Origin of the sequence: Neobacillus sp. 114 (assembly GCF_030127045.1) — a bacterium.
GTDB lineage: Bacteria > Bacillota > Bacilli > Bacillales > Cytobacillaceae > Neobacillus > Neobacillus rhizophilus.
Genome location: NZ_CP126144.1, coordinates 4,435,439 through 4,461,888 on the forward strand (window position 1 = coordinate 4,435,439; position 26,450 = coordinate 4,461,888).

Consider the following 26,450-nt stretch of genomic DNA (forward strand, 5'->3'; position numbering starts at 1 on the left):
AATAAAATATTGTCCGTCTTTCCAGCCAAAAATTTTTTTACGAGAGGACGGCCCGGTCGCTGGCCATTTGGACGCCGCGGATTCGTTTGAATTCCTCGAGTAATCCTTCGATAGTTAGACCTTTCTTCTGTTCCTCGTTTACTTCTAAAATTATTTGACCTTTATCCATCATAATCAAGCGGTTCCCAAGGTCAATAGCCTGCTGCATATTATGGGTAACCATTAAGGTAGTAAGCTTATACTTATCGACGATTTCCTTTGTCAAATTCGTAATTAACTCTGCACGAGATGGATCAAGAGCAGCGGTATGTTCATCCAAAAGGAGAATGGATGGCTCCGTGAACGTTGCCATTAATAATGATAAGGCTTGACGTTCTCCACCTGACAGGAGCCCGACCTTTGCACTGAGACGATTTTCCAGTCCAAGATGAAGCGACTCTAAAACCTCCCTGAAATAATCGCGGCGTTTTTTTGTAACACCCCTCCTAAGGGTTCTTGTTTTATTCCGGGAATATGCCATTGCCAGATTCTCTTCAATTGTCATGCTCGGTGCGGTACCGGCCATCGGATCCTGGAAGACTCGGCCAATCATTTTGGCTCGTTTATACTCGGACATTGTGGTCACATTTTTATCATCGATAAAAACTTCCCCAATATCCGGCAGTATACCGCCGGAAATGATATTCATTAGCGTTGACTTACCCGCTCCGTTACTTCCGATTACTGTTACGAAATCTCCCTTTTTCATCGTTAAATTAATATGATCAATGGCAATCTTTTCATCTGGCGAACCTTCGTTGAAAATTTTATGAATCTGATTTAACTGCAGCATGATTTTCACCCTTCCGCTCTACAGATGCTTGCATTACGCCCAGTTTTTCTGCTTTTCTGCGAGCTTTCCGCTTTTTCTCTTTTGAACGCTCAATAATCTTAGGTGTTGTCAAAGCAAGAATGACAATTATGGCGGTTATCAGCTTCATATCTCCTGGATCGAGAAATTCAATTCTTAGTGCCATTGAAACTACAATCCGGTAGATAATGGAGCCTCCAATAACAGCAAGAGTGGTTCTGGCAATTGTTTTAGTACCGAACAATGCTTCACCAATAATAACAGATGCAAGCCCGATAATAATCATCCCGATACCCATTCCGACATCTGCAAAACCGCCTTGCTGGGCAATCAGTGCTCCGGAAAAAGCTACTAAAGCATTGGAGAGTCCCAAACCAAGAACAGTCAAAAGATTTGTATTGGCTGAAAAACTGCGGATCATGCGCTGATTATTTCCGGTCGCTCTGACAGCAAGCCCAAGTTCCGTTTGTAAAAACCAATCAGTCAGGAATTTAATCATAAAGGTAACGACAAGCATGAAAATAAGAATGCCCCATGTTTCAGGAAGACTGTCACCTAAGCCTGCCGCAGTTAGCAGTCCGTTAAGGAAAGAATCAATTCCTGATTTTTCGAAAATATCGCCAATTTTCGTGAAGGCTGTATCCGTATTTAATAATGGAATGTTGGAACGCCCCATGATTCTTAAGTTAATGGAGTAGAGGGCAATCATCATTAAAATACCGGCAAGCAGATTGTTAATTTTTCCAAAAGTATGCAGGATCCCGGTCATACATCCAGCAAGAAAACCGGCAAATAAAGCCATTATTGTTGCTAAAAAGGGATTTGCTCCCCCTGCAATCATGACCGCAGCAATAGCGCCTCCTGTAACAAAACTTCCATCTACCGTTAAATCTGGGAAATCTAGAATACGAAAGGATAGATAGACGCCCAGCGCCATAATCGCATAGATGATACCTGCCTCGAATGATCCAAATATGGCTGTAAACATTGTGTTCATCCTTTCCTTTTTTGACATCTAGCCAAAAACAATTTGGCCTACATTAATTTGTGTCAAGCACATAAGGAGTCAATCCTAAAGAAAGATTGACTCCTGATAACTATTCGTCGCTCTTATTTCCCGTCATAAAACTCGCCAAGCTTGCTCCATTCTTCTTTCACATCGAGTCCTTGAGCTTCGGCAGCTTTTTTATTAATGACCAATTTTAAGGTCTTCGGCAACTCAACGGGAATTTCGGAAGTTTTTTTCTTTCCGGATAAAATGTCAGCAGCCATTACACCAGATTGATAGCCAATGTCATAATAATTGAAGCCGGTTGCTGCAACGGCACCTTTTTTCATAGAATCAAGTTCACCGACAAACAGAGGAATCTTTTTGCTGTTAGCTACGCTGATAACTGAATCAAGAGCCGTAACAACCGTATTGTCGGTCGGTACGTAAATGGCATCCACTCGGCCTACCAAGGATTCAGCAGCCTGCTTAACCTCTGAAGTATTAGCAACAGAAACCTCTACAAGCTTAGCACCCTTCTCTTCTACTAATTTCTTAACCTCTTTCACTTGGACTTCGGAATTTTGCTCACCGGAGTTATAAATGACGCCAACATTTTTGGCTTTCACTTCATCCGTAATGAAATTTATTGTTTTCTTGGTTGCTTCTGGATGATTATCAGTTGTTCCTGTAATATTTTTTCCAGGCTGGTCAAAAGCCTTTACTAGACCTGCGCCAACTGGATCAGTTACAGATGTAAAAATAATTGGAATATCTTTTGTTGCATTCAAGGCTGCTGTAGCACTTGGAGTAGCATTTGCAAAGATTAAATCAACCTTGTCACCTACAAAATTCTTAGCAATTGTTTGGGTATTATTCATATCTGCTTGAGCATTTTGTTCGTCAAACTTCACTTTGATACCTTTGTCAGCTAATGCCTTCTTAAAGCCTTCAGTTGCTGCATCCAATGAAGGGTGCGGTGCAAACTGGCTGATTCCAACTTTAAATTCTTTATCCGCCCCGCCTTTTTCTGAGCCACTGGAAGTTTCCTTGCTTCCACAGCCGGCAAGAAGCAGCATTCCGGCCAGGGCAATGGAAAGGCCTTTTACTTTTTTCTTCATTGAGTAATCCCCCTAATTTATTTTTCTAAAAATTAATTATATTAAAAATTATTCTAGTATTTTTTTAGTACAAAAGCAATAGAAAATTCAAAATTTATTTTTTGCTTTAAAGCGGCAAATCAAAAGAGTTCCACTGTTTTTATTACATTTTTCAAATAAAAAAAAGCCTTCCAATAATGGAAGGCAATATCTATAAAAAGTATTCGGAGGAACTAGGGTCTATTTTTTACCAATCTTTTGTACGGTCAAGCAGCTTGTCAATTTCTACCGGTTTCAGTTTTCCAATATTTTTCTCAGATGTTAGATCTGAAGTAGCTTCTAGTAATTTGTCAATGTCAATCAATAAGGTTCCCATCATCTAACCTCCCGAGTATAGTAACTTACTAAAATATTCGAAGACATTATGTAAATGTTGGGGGTACTTTCCTATTTTTTTTAAAAAGTTATTTAAATAGGAAAATTTTCAGTTTTACTGGAATGTATGATTTTTTTCACTTTTTTGTCACAAGAAGGACATTAAAATGTAAAAGGAATAACAAGTTGTTGGGGGACGACTTGTTTTTTGAAACAATATTGGGAGGGGATTTCATGTACCAATCTATTGCATGGTACGCTACACTGTTCTTTGTTTTCCTCATTGCACTTGCTTTTTCTTTCGTTTATGGGGAGTCGAGGAAACAACGTAGTCTTAATCCTTACAGCCATATTTGGCTTCAATTTTTCAGATGGCTGGACATTCCTGTATCCGCTTCCTTCCTTCTCAGCCAAATTTAAAGGGATGACAGGAGCGTTACTATTCTTATTCGGTCTTTTAATCCTTGGTGTCGGCTACCTTGTTATGTATTTCTATTTGGCAGCAAGACTTATCAAGGAATACGGCGGCTTAGGAAAATCGCTGGGCTGGGATTATATTTTTAGAGGGAAACAGGGATATGGACCGCCTGCGGCAGTTGTGGCAACGACAATGGTAATTATCGCTAATTCTGTTGGAATTCTTGCTGGTGCTACTGCACTAATGGAATCAATCATAAACATTATCAATCCAGATTTCACCTTTGATCCTATGCTTGCGAAGCATTTGACCTATGCGTTTGGGCATATTTTCGCCAACTGTACAATTTATATGACTGTTATTGCGGTTTATGAAATCCTGCAGGAATATACAGGACGTCCATGGAAATCAAATAAAGCCTTTTTGATTGCTTGGAACTTCTCTACCTTATTCACACTTATGATTTATACTCACCATCTGTTAATGGACTTTGCCGTACCTCGATGGATGCTGATTATCGGACAAGTATTTTCCTATGCAAACGGCCTTCCTGTCATGGTTGTAACAGCCTATGGCGCCTTAATGATTATTTTCCGCTCTAGCGTGAAATGGGATTTTGCCTCAAGCATGATGTTCCTAGCGATGTTCGGCTGGGTGGCAGGCGCTGTACCGGCTATTATTGATGCGACCATTGTCGTTAACCATGTCATGCACAATACGAAATGCGTTCCCGGCCATTTCCATACCTATATGGGAATGGGCGTAATCGCGATGATTTTCGGTTTCATGCATTACTTCAATAAATCAGAAGGTACTCAGAAACAAACAGGTTTTGATAAATTAGCTATTTCCACTTATTTTATTTTCTTTACCGGATTGGTTGGTTCATTCCTTTATGCCGGAAAAATCAGCGCGCCAAGAAGATGGGCCGAACATTTACCAGAATGGACCGGTTCCGACCGGGTTGGGGCATTATGTGGTGTTTTCATAATTGGTGCAGCCTTAATATTTACAACAAGATTTATAATGGGATTGCGGAATGTTGGCAAAAAGACACCTGACAATACACTGTCAAGTCCATTAAAATCTGTCAGCTGATACGGTAAGAGGCTGCCCCAGGAGGGCAGCCTCTTACTTTATGCCGTACTCTTCATTGCATTTTGCTTGACGCCCCGCTGAAAGAAAAACTTCATCATTGGAGGGGTTACAATTGTAGTCACAAGAACAACGATAACTAGGATGGAAAACAGCTGTTGGTTGATTAATTTAGCCTCAATACCGATTGTGGCAAGAATCAAAGCAACTTCACCACGAGAAACCATGGCTGCACCAATTCCAAGTGAACTGTTCCATGAGAAACGGGCCATTTTAGCACCCGCGGCTGCACCAATAAGTTTTGTTAAAATGGCAATTATGCTAAGGACAATAATTAGCCCAATATTTTGCGCAAGGCCTTCGAAGCTAGCCTTTACACCTATCGATGTAAAGAACACTGGAACAAAAAAAGAATAGCCGATCGTTTCCACTTTCTCAAAGACTTCCTTTTTGAAGTCTGTTAAACTGATCGCCACACCCGCAATATACGCTCCAATAATGGCGGCCACACCAGTTACCTCAGCTAAATAGGCATAAAGAAAACAAATGATTAATGCCGCTGAAATGACTGACTCGGTAACCTTTAATGGGGCAAACTTTTTTAAAATCCACGGAACAAGCTTCCAAGCCGCTAAAATGGCGCCACCGAAAAAGAGCACCTTTTTAATAATGACCATGCTTAAATTCACATCGCCGCCAGCCATGCTCATTAAAAACGCCAGGGCAATAATAACCACGACATCATCGATGACGGCTGCCCCAAGAATTGCTGCTCCCTCTTTTGACTGCATTTTATTTAACTCTTTAAGCGCTTGTACAGAAATACTGACACTTGTAGCGGAAAGAAGCAGCCCTAAAAATAAGGCTTCAATCGTGGTCATATTCATGAGAATTCCGGCCAAAAAACCGACCGCCAAAGGAACAATTATTCCGCTTAACCCCACAAATGTGGCAGCTTTTCCTGAACGCTTAAATTCATCCAAATCAGTTTCCATGCCGGCAATGAACATTAACAAAATGACTCCTATTTGGCTGAGCTGTTCCAATGTCGTTGTTTCTTCGACTAGTCCCAAAACAGCCGGCCCTAGAATAATACCGATAACCAGTTTTCCCAACACAGAAGGCTGTCCCAGTCTGGCACTGATATCCCCCGCTATTTTGGAGGCAATTAAAATAACCGCCAATTGAAATAATAACTCCATCAAAATCACCTTTCCTTCTAAAAAATAAAAAAAGAGTCTGAATTTTACAAACAGACTCTTTACAAATGGAGACAAAAAAAGCCTGTCAACAAAGGGCATACGCATCCCTAAGTGACAGACTCCTCCTAATTGACAAATATTAAGTTAACACTATAGTAACAGAATTTATGGTATTTTTCAAGTAAAATAGACAAAATTTCAGATGGTTAATCCCATCTCTTAATTCGATCAATTGTCTTTTCCTTTATAACAGTAATAAAGGTCGTTTCCCCTTTCAGGAGTTTTTGTTTATGCCATTCGTTAAAGCTGGCTACCATAATCAGAATAAGTCCAGCGATTAACAAATAAGCCCACCATGGCATATTCCCCCAATAAGGTCTTGTCTGCAAAAATACATTCAGAAGTAAAACACCTGCACCTGTAAAAAAGTACGCTTTTATTTGCAAATACATTCCCGCAAGCATGGACAGTAAGGAAAGTGAACCAAGAATGATAGCATCATAAATAGTATTGCTTGCCAGCCCATCCTGTATTAATAATAGTGAAACAATGATAAGGACGGCCCATTCAATCGATTTAGTTATTTGTGAGTACCTTCCTTTTAATAGACGGCGAATGAATATCACCAAGACAATGATAGGCAGCACCTGGACTTCCCTCTCCCATAAAAGAGGAATATCGAGGAGCCCAATAATGGCATAGTATGGCTGCAATAAATAAGCGAGGCCGATTATCCCGATTAAAACTGAGAAATTTGCTGGTACTCTTTTTCTTTGCAAGAAAAAGTTACCGGCAATCAATATGCCTGGGAGAGCGTGACTCCATAGTGATTCATCCATAAAGAAGTACATCAGCCAAAAATACAAAAAGGAAATAATGGTATACCCGTCTATTCTGATAGTAATAAGATTTGTTCCCTTGATGATCAGCTGTTCGTATACCTTATGGCCGATTGCCGACATCAAGATCCCCAACCCGCCTGATAGGAGCAAATTTTGTACAGGGGTTAGGTCACCTAAATAAGAAAATTGTGCCGTTGCCGCAAACAAGAAAAACAACGGAATGATACCAAGTACATCCCATTTTGTTTTATGCAAATAAAGTAATGTGACCAAAGTGTAAGCAACTATCACGATATAAGGCTGCCAGTTAAACGGATACGTCCAAAGGAGACAGCCAATTCCGAAAAAAGCGAATGGAATCAAGTAGTAGGCCGTTCTCTTTTTATATTCATCCTTCACCAGCATGGAGAATAATAGAATGAAAGCCGCTGTAATTGGGAATTCATACAATCCCACAACAGAATCCAGCCATTTATCCATACCAGTTGAAATTAGTAAAAATAACGAAGTAAAAGCACCGTAAAGGAATATTTTGATATTCCATTCTATTTTGGCCAAATTTGCACTCAGACCGTATACAATCAATGATATGGCAAAGCTATAAAGCGCCTCCGTGTGATAAAGAACCAACGTAGCCGCCAGCGCAATTGGATACAAGATATGCCCCGTCCAAACAAAGGCAGCTGACAAGACGGAATCTATTTTTCTGGTTAAGTAAGCGATCCCCAGCAAGAAAACTGCACTTGTTGTAGCCATTAAGGAACTCGTGAGTTGGCCAAATTCAACCTTCAGAGAAACGGAATGAATGACCGAAAAATAAACTAGCATTGTGTTGATGCTTACAAGAAACGGTGCCCACTCCGTTCCAATCTTTTTATATAGGTAAAAGTAAAGCGCAACGCCTATTGCAATAATTATTGGCTGTACCCATAACTGGTTAACTGGCCCAAATAAAGCATGGGCAATGGCAATCGCATAAAGGCTGGCCGATGAATAAAGGGAAGTTTTGCTTAACTTTTTCTCACTCCACTTTTTCCAAAGTACTGCTGATAGTACCACCAGAATGGCCCCTGCCGCAAAATTGACTGCATTTCCAAACTCAACGGAATAGTATTCATTTCGTATATTTAATTCCTGTCCAAAGCTAACCACTGAAAAACCAAGTGAAACTGGCAGAGTCCAATGAGCCATTTCCTTAAAAATAACGCCTGCTTCCTTCTTCAAAATCAAATAAGTGACCATAACCGTTAGAAGCAGCATAACTCCAAGCTCCCACCATTGGTTAAACAGGATAGCACTCATAATAGCTGCTGCCATTACTGCTAAGCCAACATCCTTGGAACTTGTATGAATAATAGATAGCCATTTAACTCTTACTACTCCTATTAAAGTGAACAAGAGGAATCCACTGCAAAATATCGAGAGTGAAATATCAATACCTTCTATTTTCCATAAGACTAAAGGGATTGCCTCATAAAGTCCTGATGCCATGAAAGCAGAACTTAAATATGGAAACAGTTTTTTTCCACTGCTATAAGCTAAATAGATAAAGTTTGCTGCTATGATAAAATAGGCAAGCATGAGTACTAGGGAGGGGCTTCCGGAGCGGAGTAAAATGCCCTCCAAGCTAATATAAATAAAAGCTAAACCAGAGATAATGGCACTTGTATATTGAAATACCCGATCAAGTGAAAACTTATTATCTAGCGCTTTCGGAATAAACACAAAGGCAAAACCGATTAAGGCATAGACAATCTCTCCAAAGTAATCCAGGAAGCTGTTTTCAATCAACTGATAAGCTCCATAAACAATCATCACACTAAATATGAAGTGATATTCCTTTCTTCCACTTACATACATCATCGATAAATAAACCACAGCGGTCAAAAGAAGGTTAAAACTATAAAGAACTTCATTGTCATATAAAAACAGCATGAATAAGGTGCAAAGGACGAGATTGACCTGTATATAGGGCACAAATTCTATGGTAAACAATTTATAAGTTTCTTTGCCCTTAAGCTGGTGATAAATAAAAATAAGAACCACATTAAACAGCATCATCCCAAAATAAAAGAAGTCGACATTTAGTTTTAGGCCAGCCAGCAAAAAAGCAGCACCCGCAGAAACCGATACATAGGAAAACCAGACGAACAGCCTAGATTCCAAGTTTTTGGCAAAATGGAGATAAACAATGACCGGAACAATATTCCCCAGCATACCAAGCAAATATCTGCCTTCCCCATTGATGGATAAATACCCGCCTAATAGTCCAAACCAGCCTAACGATAAGATAAAAATAGGCAGAAATAAACTCCCAAGAACAATAAAGGCAAACGCTGTTTTTTCAATTTTCAGTACTTTCTTCGCAAGCATGGCGATTCCAAAAAACATTAATGCAACCACTGCAATGGAACCGCTTTTCATCACACTTGTCATGGATTCCCAATTGCTTGTGGCCACGAATAATCCGCCAATCAACAAAAAGATAACTCCAATGTTTAATGACCAAGTGATATTCCTTTCACGAATCTCTTCCGCTGTTAGTACCTTTTTAGTCTTTTGGGGTTTTGGTGCAATTTTTTTGACAGGCTCCGTGTTTTTCGTTTGAATAGGTATTCTCTCATGTTTTAATAAATCCAAATGGTATTGATGGTGTGCTTTTGCAACCGTTTCGACGATTGCCTCAGAAAGGTATCCTTCTTCTTTAAGGGTGAAAAGCTCCTGGCGAAAAATTTTTCGCCTCTCTTCTCTTTTGCTAGGTTCCATTTCATCACCTTCTCCACAATGAACATTTTCCCATTAAATACAATTATATCCCTTTAGTGAAATTTTACACTATTATTAGGATTTTTCAACATTTTTATTTCAAATAAAAAAAAGAGGGAAGATCCGGCATCTTCCCTCTGTCAGGCTGTCGAAAACTTCAACAGGTCTGTTGATTGGCACTCCCGGCACTTCGCTTTCCGCGGGCGTGCAGGGGAGTCTCCTCGGAGCTATCGCTCCTGCGGGGTCTCCCCTGCCCCGTACTCCCGCAGGAGTCTTCGTGCCTTCCGCGCCAATCAACAGGTGTATTCAAAGAAATCTAAATATTACAATAAATAATAAAAAAAGTGATGAAATCAATTTTTAAGCTAAAGAGTAAAACCAAGGTGAATATGAATTAATGTAAGAGCGCATGCTCTCCATATTGCAGATTTTCAAAATACGAAAAAAAGATTGCAATACACTTATCTAGGTTGGAAAATGTGTGTTGCAATACTTTAGTTTGAATTGCCTCCCTGTTGATTGGAGCGGAGGGCACTCGACTCCTGCGGGATATAGAGGTCACTGGAGACCCCACAGGCGCCTTGGCGCCGAGGAGGCTTCAGGACCTCCCCGCGGAAAGCGAGTGCCCGGAGCGGAAATCAACAGGCCTGGTAGAGGGAAACAATCAATAAAAATTATATATATTAGGTAAAACAAAAAATTGTCGAGAAACACGACAATCTAAAAGAGGGAAGATTTTCATCTTCCCTCTTTGTTAGTTGCTTTCAGTTGTTTTGGACGTCTTGCCTGTCTTAGGTCCCAAGTATTCATAGTCGTTAGGATTGATTGACGTATATCCTTCCGGCTGATAAAAACGAAGCAGGTCTTTGTAGACAACCTCATCAGACATTTGCAGTTCTGAGCTTACCTTGTCTGCAATATCCTTGCAGGCCTCTGAATTCTCTAAAAGCTCACCTGTTTCAGTTGAATAGCATTTGTCTTTTACTTGAATAACATCTGAGGATACAAAATCCCCATTCCTGAATAAAGCCCAATTACGATGATTTGGCGACAGTAAATCTGAGCCAAACTCCAGGTAGTCCTTCGTATCAATACCAAGTAAGTGAAGAACGGTCGGACGAACATCTACTTCGCCGCCAAATTGCTTTTGAATCCCGCCTTGTACTCCTGGTACATGAATAAATAAAGGTACCCGCTGTAATTTAGCATTAATAGCAGGAGTAATTTCATCCACTCCTAGCACTTGTGCCATGGCATCGTTGTGGTTTTCGGAAATGCCATAATGGTCACCGTACATAACAACCATTGTATTATCATATAAACCTGAAGCCTTTAAATCATTAAAGAACTGTTCCAATGCCTGGTCCATATAATGTGCGGATTGGAAATATTGATTAACCACTGTATCCTCGGTATTTCCAGCAGGGAAATCTGTGTCCTCTGGATCCATTTCAAAAGGAAAGTGATTAGATAAGGTAATAAATTTTGTATAGAATGGCTGCTTTAAGCTCTTGAGCATTGGCATGGACTCAGCAAAGAACGGTTTATCCTTTAAGCCATAGTTCTTCGTGTTTTCATCAGTCATGTTGTAATATTCCGCATCAAAAAACTGATCATACCCTAAGGCCTTATACATCACATTCCGATTCCAGAATGTTTTATAGTTGCCATGGAAGACGGCGGAATTATAGCCGTTCCCTTTTAAAATGGCTGGCATAGCCTGATAAGTGTTTTGGGCTTTGTTGACAAACACAGCACCTTGAGCCATCGGGTATAATGAGTTTTCCATTAAAAACTCGGCATCCGAGGTTTTTCCCTGCCCAGTTTGATGGAAAAAGTTTTCAAAATAAAATGTATTCTGATCATGTGTCAATGAATTTAGAAACGGTGTGACTTCCTGGCCATCCGGCATCTTGTAATCAATCATAAAGGTTTGAAATGATTCCATTGAAATAGTAATCACATTCATTCCTTTGGCCTTGCCAAAGAAATCAGGATTAGGTGCTGCATGATTCGCTTTAACATAGTTTTCTACCGCAGTAACATCAGTTGAATTTGCCAGTGCTCTTTGGCTCGATGATTTAATATTTTGAATGACATCATAAATCGTGAAGTTATATGCACCAAGATATTTCACTAAATAATTTCGGTCAAAAGATCGGGTCAATAGCTGTGGACGATCCTTTTCCGCAAGTCCCAAGTTAAACAAAAATGTCGTAATCGAAAACAAAAGAACGATTTTAAATGACTTCCTGTTTGTAACCGTCACTTGTTTGAACACGGTTAAAGCAAGGGCAATTAAAATAAAGAAGTCTGTAAAATAAAAAACATCAAGCGGGGACATGAGTGATAGAGCGCTGTCGCCCAATTGTCCGGCATTTGTCTTTGTCTGCATTAAAACAGGTACGGTTATAAAATCATTAAAAAAGCGATAATAAGCAATGTTTGCATAAAGTAAAAAGGACAATATAAAATTTGTGATAATCATAACAAGCTTAGTACGCTTTTTAAAGAGCAAGGCAATACCAAAAAAGAATAATGCCGAACTCAATGGATTGATAAATAATAAAAATTCTTGTAGGCTGTTATCAATTCCTAAATTAAATTCAATTTGATATGCCGCATAGGTTTTTAGCCAAAATAAAACAACGGCAATGACGTAAAATGTAATATGACTTTTGTTTACTTTTTTTAAAAGTCTTTCCTTAATCATTTTTAAAACTTCTCCTCTCACTTACCAAATTTAACTTCGGTAAACGAACCTCAATTACTATATCATATTTTCTATAAAAAGAAAAACATTAACGGGATGCTGAATGTCCCTTTATTCTTATGCCATTAGAGAGTTGGACATGACTATTTTCAAACTCAATAATATAAGACGAATGAAATTAAATTTAGTTTCAGCATTTTCTTATTAATTTATTTTTTGTGACTGCCTTATTTTTTTTCCGGTTTTCCTGTAGATTTGTGTTTCTAACTAGCATATACATTCGGTTCTTCATGTGCAATCGGATATTAGTCTTATCTTTTATAGGAGTTTTTTCTATATATAATAGAAGAAAGCGGTTACATTTACATCATTGCATAAATTCACTTCTTTCATCACAGACTAAAATGATTATTAATAGAGGAGTGAACGTAATGAATGTCAATAGGGTAAAACAAATCCTATCTTCATCAGCTGATATTGTGGTTAAATACAATGGTGCATCTGTATGGATTGACCAGTTAAATGAGGATGGGGAAACCGCGACTGTCCATTTGCGCGGGCCGCTTGAAGAAAGATCGACGGTGGAAATCAGCGAGCTTATCGAAGAGTAAAATTTTCTTACTTTATAAATAAAGGAATGAATATAAATGCCTCGAGGGAAAGAATTGGAACAGCTGCCTATGTCTAATATTGCGCCGGGTGCGGGAAAAGACTTAGGTAAATATGATAGGGAAGTGCTAGGAACAATTACTCAACAAGCACAGCCGCAGCCGGCTGATCTCGAAAAGGAAAATGAGGACATGGTGTGAGGCAGGAACCCTAGTTCCTGCCTTACACTTTTTTTGATTGTACTTTAATTGGTCGGTTGGTTACTGCAGGTTAGTTATTGGTAATACTATGCTTTGCCAGCAGCTGGATAGTCATGTCATCCATTGGCGGATTATGGAGCCCTGCCCTCACGTCACGGTAATAACGCTGCAGGGGGTTTTGGGATGAAAGACTTTTTGCCCCTACTATTCTCATTGCAAGGTCCACGATGGAAATAGCGGAATTTGTCACCGTTAATTTGGCGGCCCCCAATACAGGAGCGAGCTTTTCTCTTTCTTCCTCAGTTGATTCATCCCATTGTTTGGCGGCACCATACAAGAAAAATTCGGCCTGCATGATTTTCAATTCTATTTCCCCAATTTTTTGCTGAACATTTGGCAAATCAATGATTGTACCTTGGATGCTATTTGGCGAATATTCCTCGGCAAAATTTATGGCATATCTTTTTGCCGCTTTTGCAATTCCTAAATAGCAGGCAGGAATATGAAGCAGCCAACCCATCGCCCTCTTTTTACCCGGTTTAATTGGCTCGACTATATACTCGCCAGGTATAATGACATCCTCCAATACCAAATCATGGCTTCCCGTACCCCTCATGGCTATTACGTCCCACGTTTCTTCGATTTTTAGTCCTTCAGCAGATCGAGGAATAAGAAAATTTGCAATTTCCTCAGTACCCTTTAGACTTGCACTGACGATAAAATAATCAAGAACCGGAGACATGGTAGTAAAGGTTTTCCTGCCATTGAGAAGCCACCTGCCGCTCTTTTGTTCAGCCGTTGTTTCCGGCCTGCCGCCGCGCGTCGGGCTGCCTGTTTTTGGTTCAGTGGCTGCACTGTTAATTAACGATCCTGCCATTACCTGTTCACATAAAAATTTGAAAATAGGTTCTTTCCATGAATTTTTTTCGCTCAAATTATAAATAATGCCCATATGCCAGCCAATCGCTAGGGCAGTTGAACCATCCCCTTCAGCAATCAGTTCTTGAAGTTTAATCATTTCGGAAAGAGAGATTCCCTTGCCGCCGTACTTTTTAGGTACTGTTAATGTGGTATAGCCCGTGTCTTTCAGGTCCTGAATATTATCAAACGGAAACCCACCCTCCACATCTACCTTATGGGCTCTCGATTGGAAACGATTTGCTAATGTTTTCATTAATTCCAGCCGTTCTTTGGTGGTTTCTAATTCAGTAAATTTCATCTCGACCTCTCCTCTCAACATAATTATATTTTCGCAAATAAAATCCCCCCATTCAAATGGAGGGACTTAGGTTATTCGAGATTTGCAAATCGCTCAAGGTCTCGGTTTTCTCCGATGACGACTAGAACATCACCATGGTCGATGATTTTATCAGGTGAAGGGGAAATAAAAATATCGTCATGGTGGCGAATTGCGATGACACTAAGATTGTACTTGGCGCGCAAATCGAGTTCTCTTAAGGTTTTATCCGTCATTTTTTCAGGTATTTTTACTTCTTCAACACTATAATCCTTGGACAATTCAATAAAGTTCAGCACCTTTGGGGATATCAGTTGATGGGCCACTCTTATTCCCATATCCCGCTCCGGAAAGACAACCCAATCGGCCCCTACCTTTTTTAAAACTTCCCCATGGAGTTTATTTAAGGCTTTGGCAATGACTTTATTTACTCCTAATTCCTTTAAAAGCAAGACACTTAAGATGCTGGCCTGAATATCATTGCCGATTGCGACTATAACGGTATCAAAATTGCGAATTCCAATTGATTTTAACGCCTCCGGATCGGTCGAATCAGCGATAACGGAATGGGTTACATAGTTCTGTGCCTCATCTGCCCTTTCCTCGTTTACATCAACACCGAGCACATCCCTTCCAGATTCATATAACTTTTTGGCGATGCTTAGTCCAAATCTGCCTAATCCAATAACTGCAAATTGATCTGCCATTTTTCGAAGTATCCTCCTCGCTGTCAGTTTAGCCAATCATGATTTTGCCTTTAGGATATCGGAAAGCATCCGGGTTTCTGCGTATAGTGACTGCATAAGCGATTGTTAACGGCCCAACCCGGCCAGCAAACATCGTAAATATAATGATTCCTTTGCCAATAGAAGATAGTTCCGGTGTCAGTCCCATTGAGAGGCCGACTGTTGCAAAAGCGGAAGTCGCTTCAAACATTATCATTAAAAAGTCCTTCCCAGTTTCGGTTATAGTGAGGACAAGTGTAACCACCATGACGAGAAACAGTCCACTAAGTGTTACCGTAAGGGCCTTATAAATCGTTTCATAACCAATCCGCTGCCGGTAGAAAATCACATCCTCTTTCCCGCGGATTTGTGACCAAACCGCTCCCATCAAAGTGGTAAAAGTGGTTGTTTTAATCCCACCACCAGTAGAACCTGGGGATGCACCAATAAACATAAGCACAATTATCAAAAATAACGATGCATGTCTTAGGTCGCCGATGCTTAAGGTATTGGCCCCGGCCGTTCTTGCTGTTACGGATTGAAACAGGGAACCAAGGATTTTTCCAGACAGTGTCAATGGCTTAATCGTTTTATCATTTGTAAGTTCAAGGAAGAAAATTCCGACTGTTCCAAGTGCGACAAAAAAAATCGTGGTAACAAGAACAATTTTTGTATGCAGGGACAACTTCTTAGAGAATCGATATTCGTAAAGCTCATTCATAACGATGAAGCCAATTCCGCCTAATACTATTAATGCACAAACTGTTAATGTGACAATTGGGTCGTCTACATAACTTGTTAAGCTATGAAATTCACCCATCAAATCAAAACCGGCATTATTAAAATTTGAAATAGAATGAAATACTCCATAGTAAATGGCTTTTCCAATGGGAAAATCAAATGAAAAACGAATGGTTAATAGTACCGCACCTGTTAATTCAATGACGAATGTAAAAATTAAAATCCGTTTTGCGAGGCGGACAATCCCCTCCATGGAAATATTATTTAAGGATTCCTGAAGGAGGATTCGCTCTTTTAATGATATTCTTTTACCGAGGAGGAGGGCAAACAGGGTTGCGAATGTCATAAAGCCAAGGCCGCCTACTTGAATTAAAGATAAAATAACCAATTGGCCGAACAAAGTAAACGTGGTTCCCGTATCTACCACCACCAGGCCTGTCACGCATGTGGCTGAAGTTGCCGTAAACAAGGCATTTAAAAAATGCAGACCTTTTCCGTCCACTGTAGAAACCGGGAGGGTCAACAGGATTGCGCCAATTAAAATAATGAGAGCAAATCCAAGCACAAGTATTTGTGGCGGGTCAAGATAAAATCTTTTTTTTCGCTTCATACATTCCTTCCTCACCTTTTAACTTTAAAATGCCTAAAAAGTCGAAACTCTTGTCATATATTTTCCATTCCGTCCATGAAATATGAATTCTATTGACATCCTATCCTTCCTCTCACCCTATAACATTGGCTGTTACTGCTGAATTTTGAACTTTATTAAACAATTTTCCTACTTTTATGTGTCATTCCTCACAGAATGTGACAGTTTTATGTATTATAATGCTTCGGAGGAAATAATTCGTTGGTGGTGCATGAAATAAATTAGGAAGATTTATTTTTAATTTATTGTAAGGCAGAGGAGGAATATGAATGAATCAAGGAACAAAGCAGCTATTTTTGCAAACAGGAAGCCTAATCGTCGGGTTTATGGTATGGGTGCTCATTTCTTCATTAATGCCTTTTATTAAGGTAGATATTACACTTTCTTCAACGCAAATTGCCTGGGCCACAGCGGTTCCTGTTATACTTGGGTCACTCCTTAGAGTTCCAATCGGCTATTGGACTAATCGCTTTGGAGCAAGAAAATTATTTTCAATCAGTTTTGTACTTCTCATGGTACCGATTGCCATCATCAGTTATGCCAACTCAATGTTTATGTTAATTGCAGGCGGATTTTTGCTTGGGATTGGCGGGGCGATATTTTCCGTAGGGGTAACTTCTCTCCCAAAATATTATGCCAAAACAAAGCATGGTTTTATTAATGGTATATACGGTGCAGGTAATATCGGCACAGCTGTTACATCCTTCCTCGCACCAGCACTGGCCACTGAGTTTGGCTGGAGAACAACGATACAAATATATCTGATCATTGTGATCATTTTTGCCTTATTAAATTTTCTTTTTGGTGACCGTGAGGAACAAAAGGTTAACCTTCCATTATCTGAACAAATTAATAAAGTTTATCGAAATCCGAAGCTTTGGTTTTTAAGCTTGTTTTATTTTATAACCTTTGGGGCTTTTGTAGCCTTTACGATTTATCTGCCGTCCTTTTTAGTGAATCACTTTGAGCTATCGAAGGTGGACGCAGGTCTGCGTACTGCAGGATTTATTGCTTTGGCTACTCTATTCCGTCCGGTCGGCGGATGGTTAGGGGATAAAGTAAATCCTTTTATGATTCTCGCAACAGTTTTCTTCAGCCTTACATTTGCCGGCTTTTTACTGTCTTTTACACCCTCCCTGCCCATTTATTCTTTTGGCTGTTTATTGGTTGCTTTCTTTGCTGGAATCGGAAATGGGGCTATTTTCAAACTGGTTCCTCTCTATTTTTCAAAGCAGGCAGGAATCGTTAATGGCATTGTTTCAGCGATGGGAGGACTTGGAGGCTTTTTCCCTCCAATTATTCTAACCATTCTCTTTAATCTTACAGGTCATTATGCCATTGGATTCATGGCCCTTTCTGAATTTTCATTGGCCAGTTTGGTCATCGTCGTATGGCTTTACTACCATGAAAAACTTGAGATTTCCGCACAAATTGTGAACCATGCCGTCGATGGAATTTGTGTCACTGATCCAAATGGAATCATTCAAAGAGTGAATCCGGCTTTCACGAAAATTACCGGCTTCAAACAGGAGGAAGTAGTTGGAAAGACCCCAAGCGTCTTGCAATCCGGGGAGCATAACAACGAATTTTATAAACTAATGTGGGCGAGCCTTTCATCGACAGGATACTGGGAAGGGTACGTTTGGAATAAGCGTAAAAATAATGAGATTTATAAGGAATGGCTGACTATAACAGCGATTAAAGATGATTTAGGTGAAACCAAAAATTACCTAGGGATGTTTAAAGAGGAAAGTGCGTAAAGTTAAAAAGCTACAGGGATCTTCGTTAAGAAGGTCTCTTTTTTTTGCTAACAGGATCAATTTATTACAACTTTTTGTCAACTAATGTGTGTTCACAGTTCCTTCACTACTTTTGTGACGTTCGTCACAAAATTCATGCTATCCTATGGTTTATATTAACAACGTAAACAACAAAACTAACAAACTAAAAATAGAAATCCAAATTGGAGGAAATCAAAATGGCTCAAATAACGTATTGGAACCCTGAAGACGAAAAGTTCTGGAAAGCGGAAGGGAAAAAACACGCAAAAAGAAATCTATGGATCTCCGTCCCATCATTAATGCTTGCCTTCATCGTTTGGCAAATCTGGTCAGTGGTTGCCATTCGCTTAAATGATATTGGATTTAACTTTACGGAGGAACAGCTCTTTACTTTAGCCGCCATCCCGGGTCTTGTCGGAGCAACACTTCGCTTTGTTTATACATTTGCAGTCGGAACGATAGGGGGCAAAAACTGGACCGTCATTTCAACTGCGATATTAGCGATACCAGCTATTGGAATCGGCTTTGCAGTACAAAACCCGGATACACCATACTCTATCATGCTGATTCTTGCTGCACTGTGCGGATTAGGCGGCGGTAACTTCTCATCTTCAAGTGCGAATATCAGCTTTTTCTTTCCAAAGAGTGAAAAAGGAACTGCCCTGGGAATTAACGGTGGTTTAGGAAACATGGGAGTTTCAGTTGTTCAATTTATCACACCATTAGTCATTACTTCTGGAACATTTGCCTTAATTGGTGATAAACAAGTTTTATCTAACGGTCAAGAAGTTTGGTTACAAAATGCAGCTTTTATATGGGTCATTCCAATTGTGCTCGTTACATTACTTGCAGCATTTAAAATGGATAACGTACCAGGTGCAAAGCAATCAGTTGCAGACCAATTTGTTATTGTAAAACGTAAACATACCTGGATTATGACCATTCTTTACATCGGTACATTTGGCTCTTTTATTGGGTATTCAGCAGCATTCCCGCTTTTATTAAAGTCTCAGTTCCCAGAATACATTTCACTTGCCTTCCTTGGCGCGCTAGTGGCAGCTGCGGCTAGACCTGTAGGCGGTTGGATTGCAGATAAGCTGGGTGGAGCAATGGTTACAGCCTATGTATTTGTTGTTATGACAATTGGTGCCATTGGAGTAATCTATTTCCTTAATGCTAAACAATTTGCAGGATTTTTAATTTCTTTCTTAATTTTGTTCCTTGCATCAGGGATTGGTTCTGGCTCTACCTTCCAAATGATTCCAAATATTTTCATACCAAAGGAAGCTGCACCAGTTATAGGCTTTTCAGCAGCATTTGCCGCTTACGGATCATTCTTAATTCCAAAACTGTTCGGCTGGTCTGTTAAAGCCACTGGAACACCAGTAACAGCGTTTTATTTCTTTATTGGATTTTATGCTATTTCATTCGTTTTAAACTGGTACTTCTATCAAAGAAAAGCTACTGTTGCAAAAACCCAAGAACTAGCAAAACAAGCCGGATAATCATCCGGCTTCTCAGGCTGTCGAGAAACTTTCGACTGCCTTTTATTTTACTCATTTTATTTAACGATTCACTGCATTATTTGTTGTAATATTATTAATATAAGGCTTTTTAACAAGTCTGTTGATTGGCGCTCCTGGACCTCCCCGAGGAAAGCGAGTGCCCGGAGCGGAAATCAACAGGCCCATTAGCAGAGACAATAAATTTACTAAAAAAAAATTGCCGAGAAGAATACCCTTTCTCGGCAATTTGAAGGCCGGATAATAATCCGGCTTGTTTTAGTTTAATATTTTGACTGTAATTGTTTTACGTCCCCATTTAAGTGCATCTTGTTCTGAAGGGATAAACACATCAATTTCATGTCCATTAATTCCCCCGCCAATATCACCTGCAATTGCTTCACCGTATCCCTCAACATATACCTTGCTTCCAAGTGGTATGACTGCTGGATCTACTGCGATCACTTTTGCATTTGGGTTAGCCTTTATATCTATACCCGTTTTGGTAATGCCGGAGCAGCCTTCACATGAAGCTGTATAAGCAGTAGCATCTACAGTGATCTCCTTTAGTTGATTTTGATTTTCAACCGGCTTTGCATCGATGGTATTGTTGTTATTATTATCATTTGTAGTAGCTTCGATAGTATTATTATTTTGATTGTTATTGTCAGGAGTTTCAGCAGACGGCTTATTTAGGGCAACAGGCTGTTCCTGTGGTTTGCTGTTATCCTGCTCGCTAACGGCTATTTCTGTCTTGTCTTGAATTGGTGCAGCAGTTTCTGGTTTCTGCTCATTTTTCTCCACAACTTTAGGAGCAACAATCTGTGTTTCCGGACTAATGATGGTTTCATTTGCTTTAACGACTGATTCCTGAATGTGATTAGCACTGTCCCAGAAAGTATCTTTTTTGTTAATAATCAGCTGTTTTTCACTTTGTAACATTGGAATATCATTTAGAGTTGATATTTTCATCCAATCATCAAAAGTTTGCACATTTGTAATATTCATTACCGGCTGTTCATTTAAAGAGTCCACTTGAGGCACTGCTAGCGCTGCAGCATGTGCGTGCACCCCAAAACCCGCTGATAATCCAATAGCTGCAATGAATGTTTTTATTTTAAAAATCATTTAACTACCTCCTATGTTCCCATCGAAGCATGTCTAAGGTAATCTTAACATGGTTTTTCAACAGAAAAAGAACAGGGAGATGTTAATTCATTGACAAGAATGGCAATTATATTACAATAGCATTTCTGATACATTAAAAAATTCCAACCCGTCCACGATTTGGAGAAACAGGAATTAAAAAGAATAGTGGATTGCCCATTTCCACTATTCCTTATTGTATATTAGTTTATTCGTTCAATTGCTACTGCACATGCTTTATATTCAGCCGTCCCTGAAATTGGGTCATATTCATTTAAAGTCAATACATTGGTCGGTGTTTCGCTCCAGTGAAAGCTCATAAAGACAAGACCAGGAACAACCTGTTCCGTGATTTTTACTTTTACCTGCAGCTCTCCTCTACGAGAGCGGACTTGGACTATTTCCCCATCCACTATTCCAAGTGCTTTGGCATCTTCGGGATGGATGTCAACAGTCTCCTCTGTTTGTCTAATCTTCACACCCGCAGCATAATGCCGAGTCTGTGTATGCGTGTTGTACGACTCATAACGTCTGCCTGTGGTCAACGTAAAAGGATACTCTTCATCCGGTGGCTCCATAGGCGGTGTATAATCAACAGGCACAAAAGGAGCTTTTTTAGAAGCCGCTTCGTTTTGATGGAACCTTTCATGCATAATAAATGTGCCTGGGTGGTTTTCATCTGGACAAGGGTAATGAATGCTGTATTCCTTCTCCAGCCGCTCATACGAAATGCCCCCGTACATTTCCCATGCGATTTTTCTAACTTCATCCCAAATTTCTTCGCTGTTGTTATAATGCATTGGATAACCCATCAATGTAGCCAGCTCGCAAAGAATGACCCAATCTTCCTTTGTATTCGGACCTGGCTCGACAGCCTTACGTACTCGTTGGATCCGCCGGTCCGTGTTTGTGTAAGTCCCTTCTACTTCACCCCAGGAACGGGCAGGAAGCACAACATCAGCCATTTTCGCGGTTTCAGTCAGAAAAATGTCCTGAACGATTAATAAATCCAGCTTTTTGAACAATGTTTTTGTATGGTTCATATCAACATCGGCGAGAAGTGGATTTTCCCCAATTACATAAAGTCCTTTTAGCTCTCCCATCTCAAGCCGATCAAAGGTCCTGGTTTGGGTATCGCCCGCCTGGGGATTTAGGGTAATATTCCATTCCTTTTCATAACGTGCTCTGTATTCATCATTAGTTAAGCTCATTGCTCCTGCCAATTGATTTGGAAGACAGCCCATATCACCGGCACCTTGAACATTATTTTGTCCCCTTAGCGGCATAATTCCGGAGCCCGGCTTTCCAATGTTTCCTGTTAAAAGGGCAAGATTAGCAATGTCGAAAACATTGTTCACACCACAGTGATGTTCGGTAATTCCCAATGTATAAGCAATCATCGAAGCGCTCGCATTTGCATACTCCCTTGCAGTGGCCACGATCTCTTCCGGGGCAAGACCTGTGATCTTGGCCGCATATTCCGGTGTATATAGCTCAACCTGATTTGTCAACTTATCAAAATCTATTGTAAATTGCTCAATAAATTTTTGATTATAAAGACCTTCCTTTAGAATTACCCGAATTAAGGCATTTATTAGGGCAATATCAGTGCCTACATTGATTTGCAGGTGGCGGTGGGCCACTTTTGTCATTTCTATTTTTCTTGGGTCGACAACAATGATTTTGAGGCCGGCTTTTGCTGCTTTTTTCATGCGATTAGCGATAATTGGGTGTGCCTCTGTCGTGTTAGAGCCCATTAGCAGTAATACTTCCGCTTTGTCAAAATCCTCCAAAGTATTCGTTGGGAAACCGCTTCCAAAAATAGTTGCCAGACCGGCAACGCTTGGGGCATGTCACGTTCGGTTGCAGCCGTCAATATTGTTACTGCCGATGACCGTCCTCATAAATTTTTGCGTTATATAATTTGATTCGTTTGTGCTTCTCGCACAAGCGAACATGCTGATTGCATTTGACCCCCACTTGCTTTTTACGTCAAAAAGTTTGCTTGCAATAAATTGATAAGCTTCTTCCCAAGTGGTTTCCACCAGTTCCCCGGCCCTTCTTATTAAAGGTGCTGTCAGCCGTTTTTTGGCATGAACATACTCATAGGCAAATGCACCTTTGACACAGGTTTGTCCTTTGTTTACAGGTGCTTCCTTGTCACCGCGGATTTTGACGATTTTATTATCCTGAACCTCTAGGACTAATCCGCAGCCTGTACCGCAATAGCCGCAAATTGTCTTCACTAAATTTGCTTCACCCAAAATGCTCCCTCCCTGTGATAACTAAACTATCTATATAATCATATTAATCTATTTATTACATTTATGGTTTCCTTTTTCGCGAAAAATTTTGTCTATTTTTCAAAAAAGAAAAACGGAAGATTGGCTCTTCCGATTTAGGCTGTTTTTGCCGGCAATAGAATATTGAAGGTTGTTCCCTTGTTTGGTTCACTTTCTACAAATACTTTCCCGTTATGGCTTTCGATAATTTTAAAGCTGACCATTAACCCTAGTCCATTACCATTTTTCTTGGTAGTGAAAAAAGGTTCTCCGAGCTTTTTCAGCTTTTCTTTTGGTATGCCAACACCGGTATCTTGAATGGATATTTGCACATTATTCTCATGAATCATCGTGTTAACATGCAGATCCCCACCATTCGGCATGGCCTCTATACCGTTTTTTATAAAGTTTAAAAAGACCTGCTTCAAACGGTTTTCATCACATTCTATCTGGATTATTTCCTGATTGCAGTTAAACATCAGACGGACGTTTTTCTTACGTGCCTCAAACTCAAGCAGTGAAACCACATTCTGGATAACAGGTACAACATTCTTTTCTTCTAATTCCACTGCCTTTGGTTTAGCCAAGACCATGAAGTCCTCGACAATGGTATTGACGCGCTCAATTTCATCTAAAATAATATTTAAAAATTCAAGGCGTTCAGGATCTTGCTCATCTAACTGCAAAAATTCCGTGTAACCCTTCATAGATGTCAGCGGGTTGCGGATTTCATGGGCAACGCCGGCAGCTAATTGCCCAACCGCGGCAAGCTTATCTTGCCGGTGGAGAACTTCTTCTGTCTTCTTCCGTTCTGTTATATCATTGCGGATCGCCAAATACTGATATGGCTTTCTATGTTCATTGAGAAATGGAACGATCGTGGTATCGACCCAATAAAAAGTTCCATCCTTCGCTTTATTACGGATTTCCCCTTTCCAAACCTTTCCTTCCCCAATCGTTTTCCATAGGTTTTTGAAAAAGTCCCTGGAATGGTAACCGGAATTCAATATATTATGGTCCTTTCCAATGATCTCTTCCCGGCTATATTTGGATATCTCACAAAACTTGTCGTTTACGCTGGTAATTTTCCCCCTTGAATCCGTAAAGGCAACAATCGAAGACTGGTCCAAAGCAAATTTAATATCAGTATTTTCCTTCATCGTTTCTTTTAAATGTTCAACAGCACGTTTTCGGTCTGAAATATCCGTCCGAATCGCCACATATTGATACGGCTTCCCTTTACTATTTAAAAAGGGAACAATTGTTGTATCCACCCAATATAGGCCTCCATCCTTGGCACGGTTGCAAATCTCTCCGTGCCAAACATTACCTTGGCCAATTGTTTTCCATAAATCTTTAAAAAAGTCTTTTGAATGGTATCCGGAATTTAAAATGCGGTGATCCTGTCCAATTAATTCATCCCGGCAGTATTTCGATATTTCACTGAATTTATCATTAACAAATGTAATAATACCTTTTGAATTGGTTATCGCTACAATGGATGATTGATCTAAAGCAAAGGTAATATCTTTTACTTCTTTAATTGATTCCTTTAAGTTGTAATCGGATGCGGCTAGCTGTTTGCTAATTAAGGTACTTGAAACAATCAGTCCCGCCATTATAAGGACAGAAACAAACAGCACCAAATAAGTAAAAAACAGACTATCTGGAGCAGAACTATTAACCGTATTGTTATCTGTGATTAATAATGTCGATTTCTTTAATAAAATATGTCCCTCAGCTATCGCTGCAGTTAAGATAATCGAACTTACTGGCTTCAGCCATACTTGATTTTCAGTCGGAAAATTCCTTACAGAAAACAAAATCCAAAAAGAAAAGAAGAATGCTGCGAACATTAACAGTCCAGAAAAAACAAATAAAAGGAAATGGTATTTAATTGTCACACTCATAGAATAAATGCCTATAATATGGATGGAAAAAACGGCTATTGTTAGTAATGAACTACCAGCAAACAGATGTGACATCTTAATTTCTTTTCCAAACAGCGGAAAAAACGCCATTCCAGTGAATGCTACTCCTATAAATATGGAAAGAATCGTTAATGGGATATGGTAATTTGCAAACAGGGTACTATTTGTCGTTAATAATCCAATAAAATTAGTTACCCATACGCCAATTCCCATTGAAAGTGTGCCGCCTATAAAAAGCAGCCTTTTATTTTGATCTGAGGTCCTAATTAAGGAAAACATGTCTAAGGCCGTATAAGAAGCCATAAAGGTTAGTCCAACAGCAATTATAAAAAGATAAGGATGAAAATCTCCTAAAAATGCATTCATTAACGTGCATTCCCCCATTTAACCTATTTCTACTATGATTGTAATGGAAAGCAAAATGTTAGGAAAGATAAATTTTTGTTTAATTTTCCCCAAATTAAATCCTTCATAAATAAACATTAATAAACCTACTTGTCCGGGATAAAAGACTTATTTTTAAAAAAATTTAACTTTTTTAGAAAAAAGGCTACACATTTTTAAATTTTTTGTTTATACTGTACTATAACAAGAGGTATTAAAATAAACTGTATTAATAAAGGGGGGAGTTTTAAATGTTAATGAGTCCGGTTGAATTTTTTCGTAATCTGCCTAAAAAGAAATGCCCTGAGTGTGGTCAGCATATGGAGGAGCAAGCTGAATCTTACCTAATGGAATGTGATCGCTGTTTATCTAAAAAAGCAGAATAAAAAGAGGGTAAGCTTTTATTTTTGACTGCCCTGTACTACAACAAACACAATAATAAACAACTGTACTATAAAGGAGATGTTTAATAATGTTAATGAGCCCAGTTGAATTTTTCCGTAACCTTCCAAAAAAAGAATGTCCTGAATGCGGTCAGCATATGGAAGAGCAAGCTGAATCTTACCTAATGGAATGTGACCGCTGCCTATCAAAGAAAGCAGAATAACAAAAACTCTCCGGACGGACCGGAGAGTTTTTTCCGTTTTGGTCAAAAATAGGGAAGCATAGAAGCCCATTGGAATGCAAAACCTGTACGTAAGGAGATGATGAAATGGCAAAGAAGGAAGATTATTTGACAACCGCTCCAAAAGAAAAATCCATTACCATTAATAATGGGGCCATCTATCCAAATTTAAAAAATGTTCCCGGTGATTCGGTCGATGAGCATGAATTTCTTAAAGAAGCCAATTCAATTATTGCCGCCGGTGAAATCGGCCAGCAAAACGAAAATTTGTAGAAGATTTGAGTATAGA

21 protein-coding genes are annotated in these 26,450 nt (G+C 39.5%); 8 read left to right on the forward strand and 13 right to left on the reverse strand.

Annotated features, from left to right (window positions below):
* Nucleotides 1-37: 37 nt before the first annotated feature.
* The 4 genes from QNN06_RS21550 to QNN06_RS21565 all read right to left on the reverse strand — a co-directional run bounded on the left by QNN06_RS21550 (nt 38) and on the right by QNN06_RS21565 (nt 3,317).
* Nucleotides 38-832 carry an ABC transporter ATP-binding protein gene (locus QNN06_RS21550; RefSeq protein ID WP_213120570.1) on the reverse strand — a complete coding sequence of 265 codons (795 nt, stop codon included), beginning with the start codon at nt 830-832 and terminating at the stop codon, nt 38-40.
* Nucleotides 807-1,838, reverse strand: a complete 1,032-nt coding sequence (locus tag QNN06_RS21555) for an ABC transporter permease (protein ID WP_213120569.1) — start codon at nt 1,836-1,838, stop codon at nt 807-809. Before QNN06_RS21555 ends, QNN06_RS21550 begins: the two co-directional genes overlap by 26 nt.
* Before the next feature lie 122 nt (nt 1,839-1,960).
* Nucleotides 1,961-2,959 carry an ABC transporter substrate-binding protein gene (locus QNN06_RS21560; protein WP_213120568.1) on the reverse strand — a complete coding sequence of 333 codons (999 nt, stop codon included), beginning with the start codon at nt 2,957-2,959 and terminating at the stop codon, nt 1,961-1,963.
* Nucleotides 2,960-3,185: 226 nt separating this feature from the next.
* Complete coding sequence (locus tag QNN06_RS21565) at nt 3,186-3,317, reverse strand: hypothetical protein (protein ID WP_284035935.1); 132 nt, start codon at nt 3,315-3,317, stop codon at nt 3,186-3,188.
* Nucleotides 3,318-3,521: 204 nt separating this feature from the next.
* Between QNN06_RS21565 and QNN06_RS21570 the strand changes: the two genes are divergently transcribed.
* Nucleotides 3,522-4,829: a cbb3-type cytochrome c oxidase subunit I gene (locus QNN06_RS21570; protein WP_284035936.1), complete on the forward strand. Its 1,308-nt coding sequence runs from the start codon at nt 3,522-3,524 to the stop codon at nt 4,827-4,829.
* A gap of 38 nt (nt 4,830-4,867) precedes the next feature.
* Here the strand turns inward: QNN06_RS21570 and QNN06_RS21575 are convergent, their stop codons facing one another.
* The 3 genes from QNN06_RS21575 to ltaS form a co-directional block, all read right to left on the reverse strand.
* The gene (locus QNN06_RS21575; protein WP_213120567.1) at nt 4,868-6,028 is read right to left on the reverse strand and encodes a cation:proton antiporter; all 1,161 of its coding nucleotides are present in this window, start codon (nt 6,026-6,028) and stop codon (nt 4,868-4,870) included.
* Between the two features lie 206 nt (nt 6,029-6,234).
* Complete coding sequence (locus QNN06_RS21580; protein ID WP_284035937.1) at nt 6,235-9,636, reverse strand: hypothetical protein; 3,402 nt, start codon at nt 9,634-9,636, stop codon at nt 6,235-6,237.
* Nucleotides 9,637-10,390: 754 nt separating this feature from the next.
* On the reverse strand, nt 10,391-12,349 hold the full coding sequence (gene ltaS / locus QNN06_RS21585; RefSeq protein WP_213120565.1) for a lipoteichoic acid synthase: 1,959 nt from the start codon (nt 12,347-12,349) through the stop codon (nt 10,391-10,393).
* Between the two features lie 431 nt (nt 12,350-12,780).
* Between ltaS and QNN06_RS21590 the strand changes: the two genes are divergently transcribed.
* Together QNN06_RS21590 and QNN06_RS21595 are read left to right on the forward strand one after the other, a co-directional pair.
* The gene (locus QNN06_RS21590) at nt 12,781-12,960 is read left to right on the forward strand and encodes an H-type small acid-soluble spore protein (RefSeq protein ID WP_213120564.1); all 180 of its coding nucleotides are present in this window, start codon (nt 12,781-12,783) and stop codon (nt 12,958-12,960) included.
* A gap of 36 nt (nt 12,961-12,996) precedes the next feature.
* Entirely contained in the window at nt 12,997-13,158 is a 162-nt protein-coding gene (locus QNN06_RS21595) for a hypothetical protein (RefSeq protein ID WP_213120563.1), read from the forward strand.
* Nucleotides 13,159-13,228: 70 nt separating this feature from the next.
* On the opposite strand, the gene QNN06_RS21600 is transcribed toward QNN06_RS21595, so the two are convergent.
* From QNN06_RS21600 to QNN06_RS21610, 3 genes are all read right to left on the reverse strand, one after another.
* On the reverse strand, nt 13,229-14,377 hold the full coding sequence (locus QNN06_RS21600; RefSeq protein ID WP_213120562.1) for an acyl-CoA dehydrogenase family protein: 1,149 nt from the start codon (nt 14,375-14,377) through the stop codon (nt 13,229-13,231).
* Nucleotides 14,378-14,448: 71 nt separating this feature from the next.
* The gene (locus QNN06_RS21605; RefSeq protein WP_213120561.1) at nt 14,449-15,102 is read right to left on the reverse strand and encodes a potassium channel family protein; all 654 of its coding nucleotides are present in this window, start codon (nt 15,100-15,102) and stop codon (nt 14,449-14,451) included.
* A gap of 28 nt (nt 15,103-15,130) precedes the next feature.
* A complete protein-coding gene (locus tag QNN06_RS21610; RefSeq protein WP_213120560.1) occupies nt 15,131-16,471 on the reverse strand; it encodes a TrkH family potassium uptake protein in 1,341 nt (446 codons plus the stop codon).
* 308 nt (nt 16,472-16,779) lie between these two features.
* Between QNN06_RS21610 and QNN06_RS21615 the strand changes: the two genes are divergently transcribed.
* On the forward strand, nt 16,780-18,270 hold the full coding sequence (locus QNN06_RS21615; protein ID WP_284035938.1) for a nitrate/nitrite transporter: 1,491 nt from the start codon (nt 16,780-16,782) through the stop codon (nt 18,268-18,270).
* A gap of 218 nt (nt 18,271-18,488) precedes the next feature.
* Complete coding sequence (locus QNN06_RS21620) at nt 18,489-19,796, forward strand: MFS transporter (RefSeq protein WP_213120558.1); 1,308 nt, start codon at nt 18,489-18,491, stop codon at nt 19,794-19,796.
* A 276-nt stretch (nt 19,797-20,072) separates the two neighbouring features.
* Here the strand turns inward: QNN06_RS21620 and QNN06_RS31260 are convergent, their stop codons facing one another.
* The 3 genes from QNN06_RS31260 to QNN06_RS21635 form a co-directional block, all read right to left on the reverse strand.
* Nucleotides 20,073-20,921, reverse strand: a complete 849-nt coding sequence (locus QNN06_RS31260) for a 3D domain-containing protein (protein WP_213120557.1) — start codon at nt 20,919-20,921, stop codon at nt 20,073-20,075.
* A gap of 221 nt (nt 20,922-21,142) precedes the next feature.
* Nucleotides 21,143-23,185, reverse strand: coding sequence for a formate dehydrogenase subunit alpha (fdhF, locus tag QNN06_RS21630; protein ID WP_284037966.1), 2,043 nt, complete (start codon nt 23,183-23,185; stop codon nt 21,143-21,145).
* A 152-nt stretch (nt 23,186-23,337) separates the two neighbouring features.
* Nucleotides 23,338-25,518, reverse strand: a complete 2,181-nt coding sequence (locus tag QNN06_RS21635; protein ID WP_284035939.1) for a PAS domain-containing protein — start codon at nt 25,516-25,518, stop codon at nt 23,338-23,340.
* 269 nt (nt 25,519-25,787) lie between these two features.
* Here QNN06_RS21635 and yhfH (QNN06_RS21640) point away from each other — a divergent pair, with 269 nt between their 5' ends.
* From yhfH (QNN06_RS21640) to QNN06_RS21650, 3 genes are all read left to right on the forward strand, one after another.
* Nucleotides 25,788-25,922: a protein YhfH gene (yhfH, locus tag QNN06_RS21640; protein ID WP_213120553.1), complete on the forward strand. Its 135-nt coding sequence runs from the start codon at nt 25,788-25,790 to the stop codon at nt 25,920-25,922.
* A gap of 86 nt (nt 25,923-26,008) precedes the next feature.
* The gene (gene yhfH, locus QNN06_RS21645) at nt 26,009-26,143 is read left to right on the forward strand and encodes a protein YhfH (RefSeq protein WP_213120552.1); all 135 of its coding nucleotides are present in this window, start codon (nt 26,009-26,011) and stop codon (nt 26,141-26,143) included.
* 105 nt (nt 26,144-26,248) lie between these two features.
* Nucleotides 26,249-26,434, forward strand: coding sequence for a hypothetical protein (locus tag QNN06_RS21650; protein WP_213120551.1), 186 nt, complete (start codon nt 26,249-26,251; stop codon nt 26,432-26,434).
* The last annotated feature ends 16 nt before the right edge of the window (nt 26,435-26,450 follow it).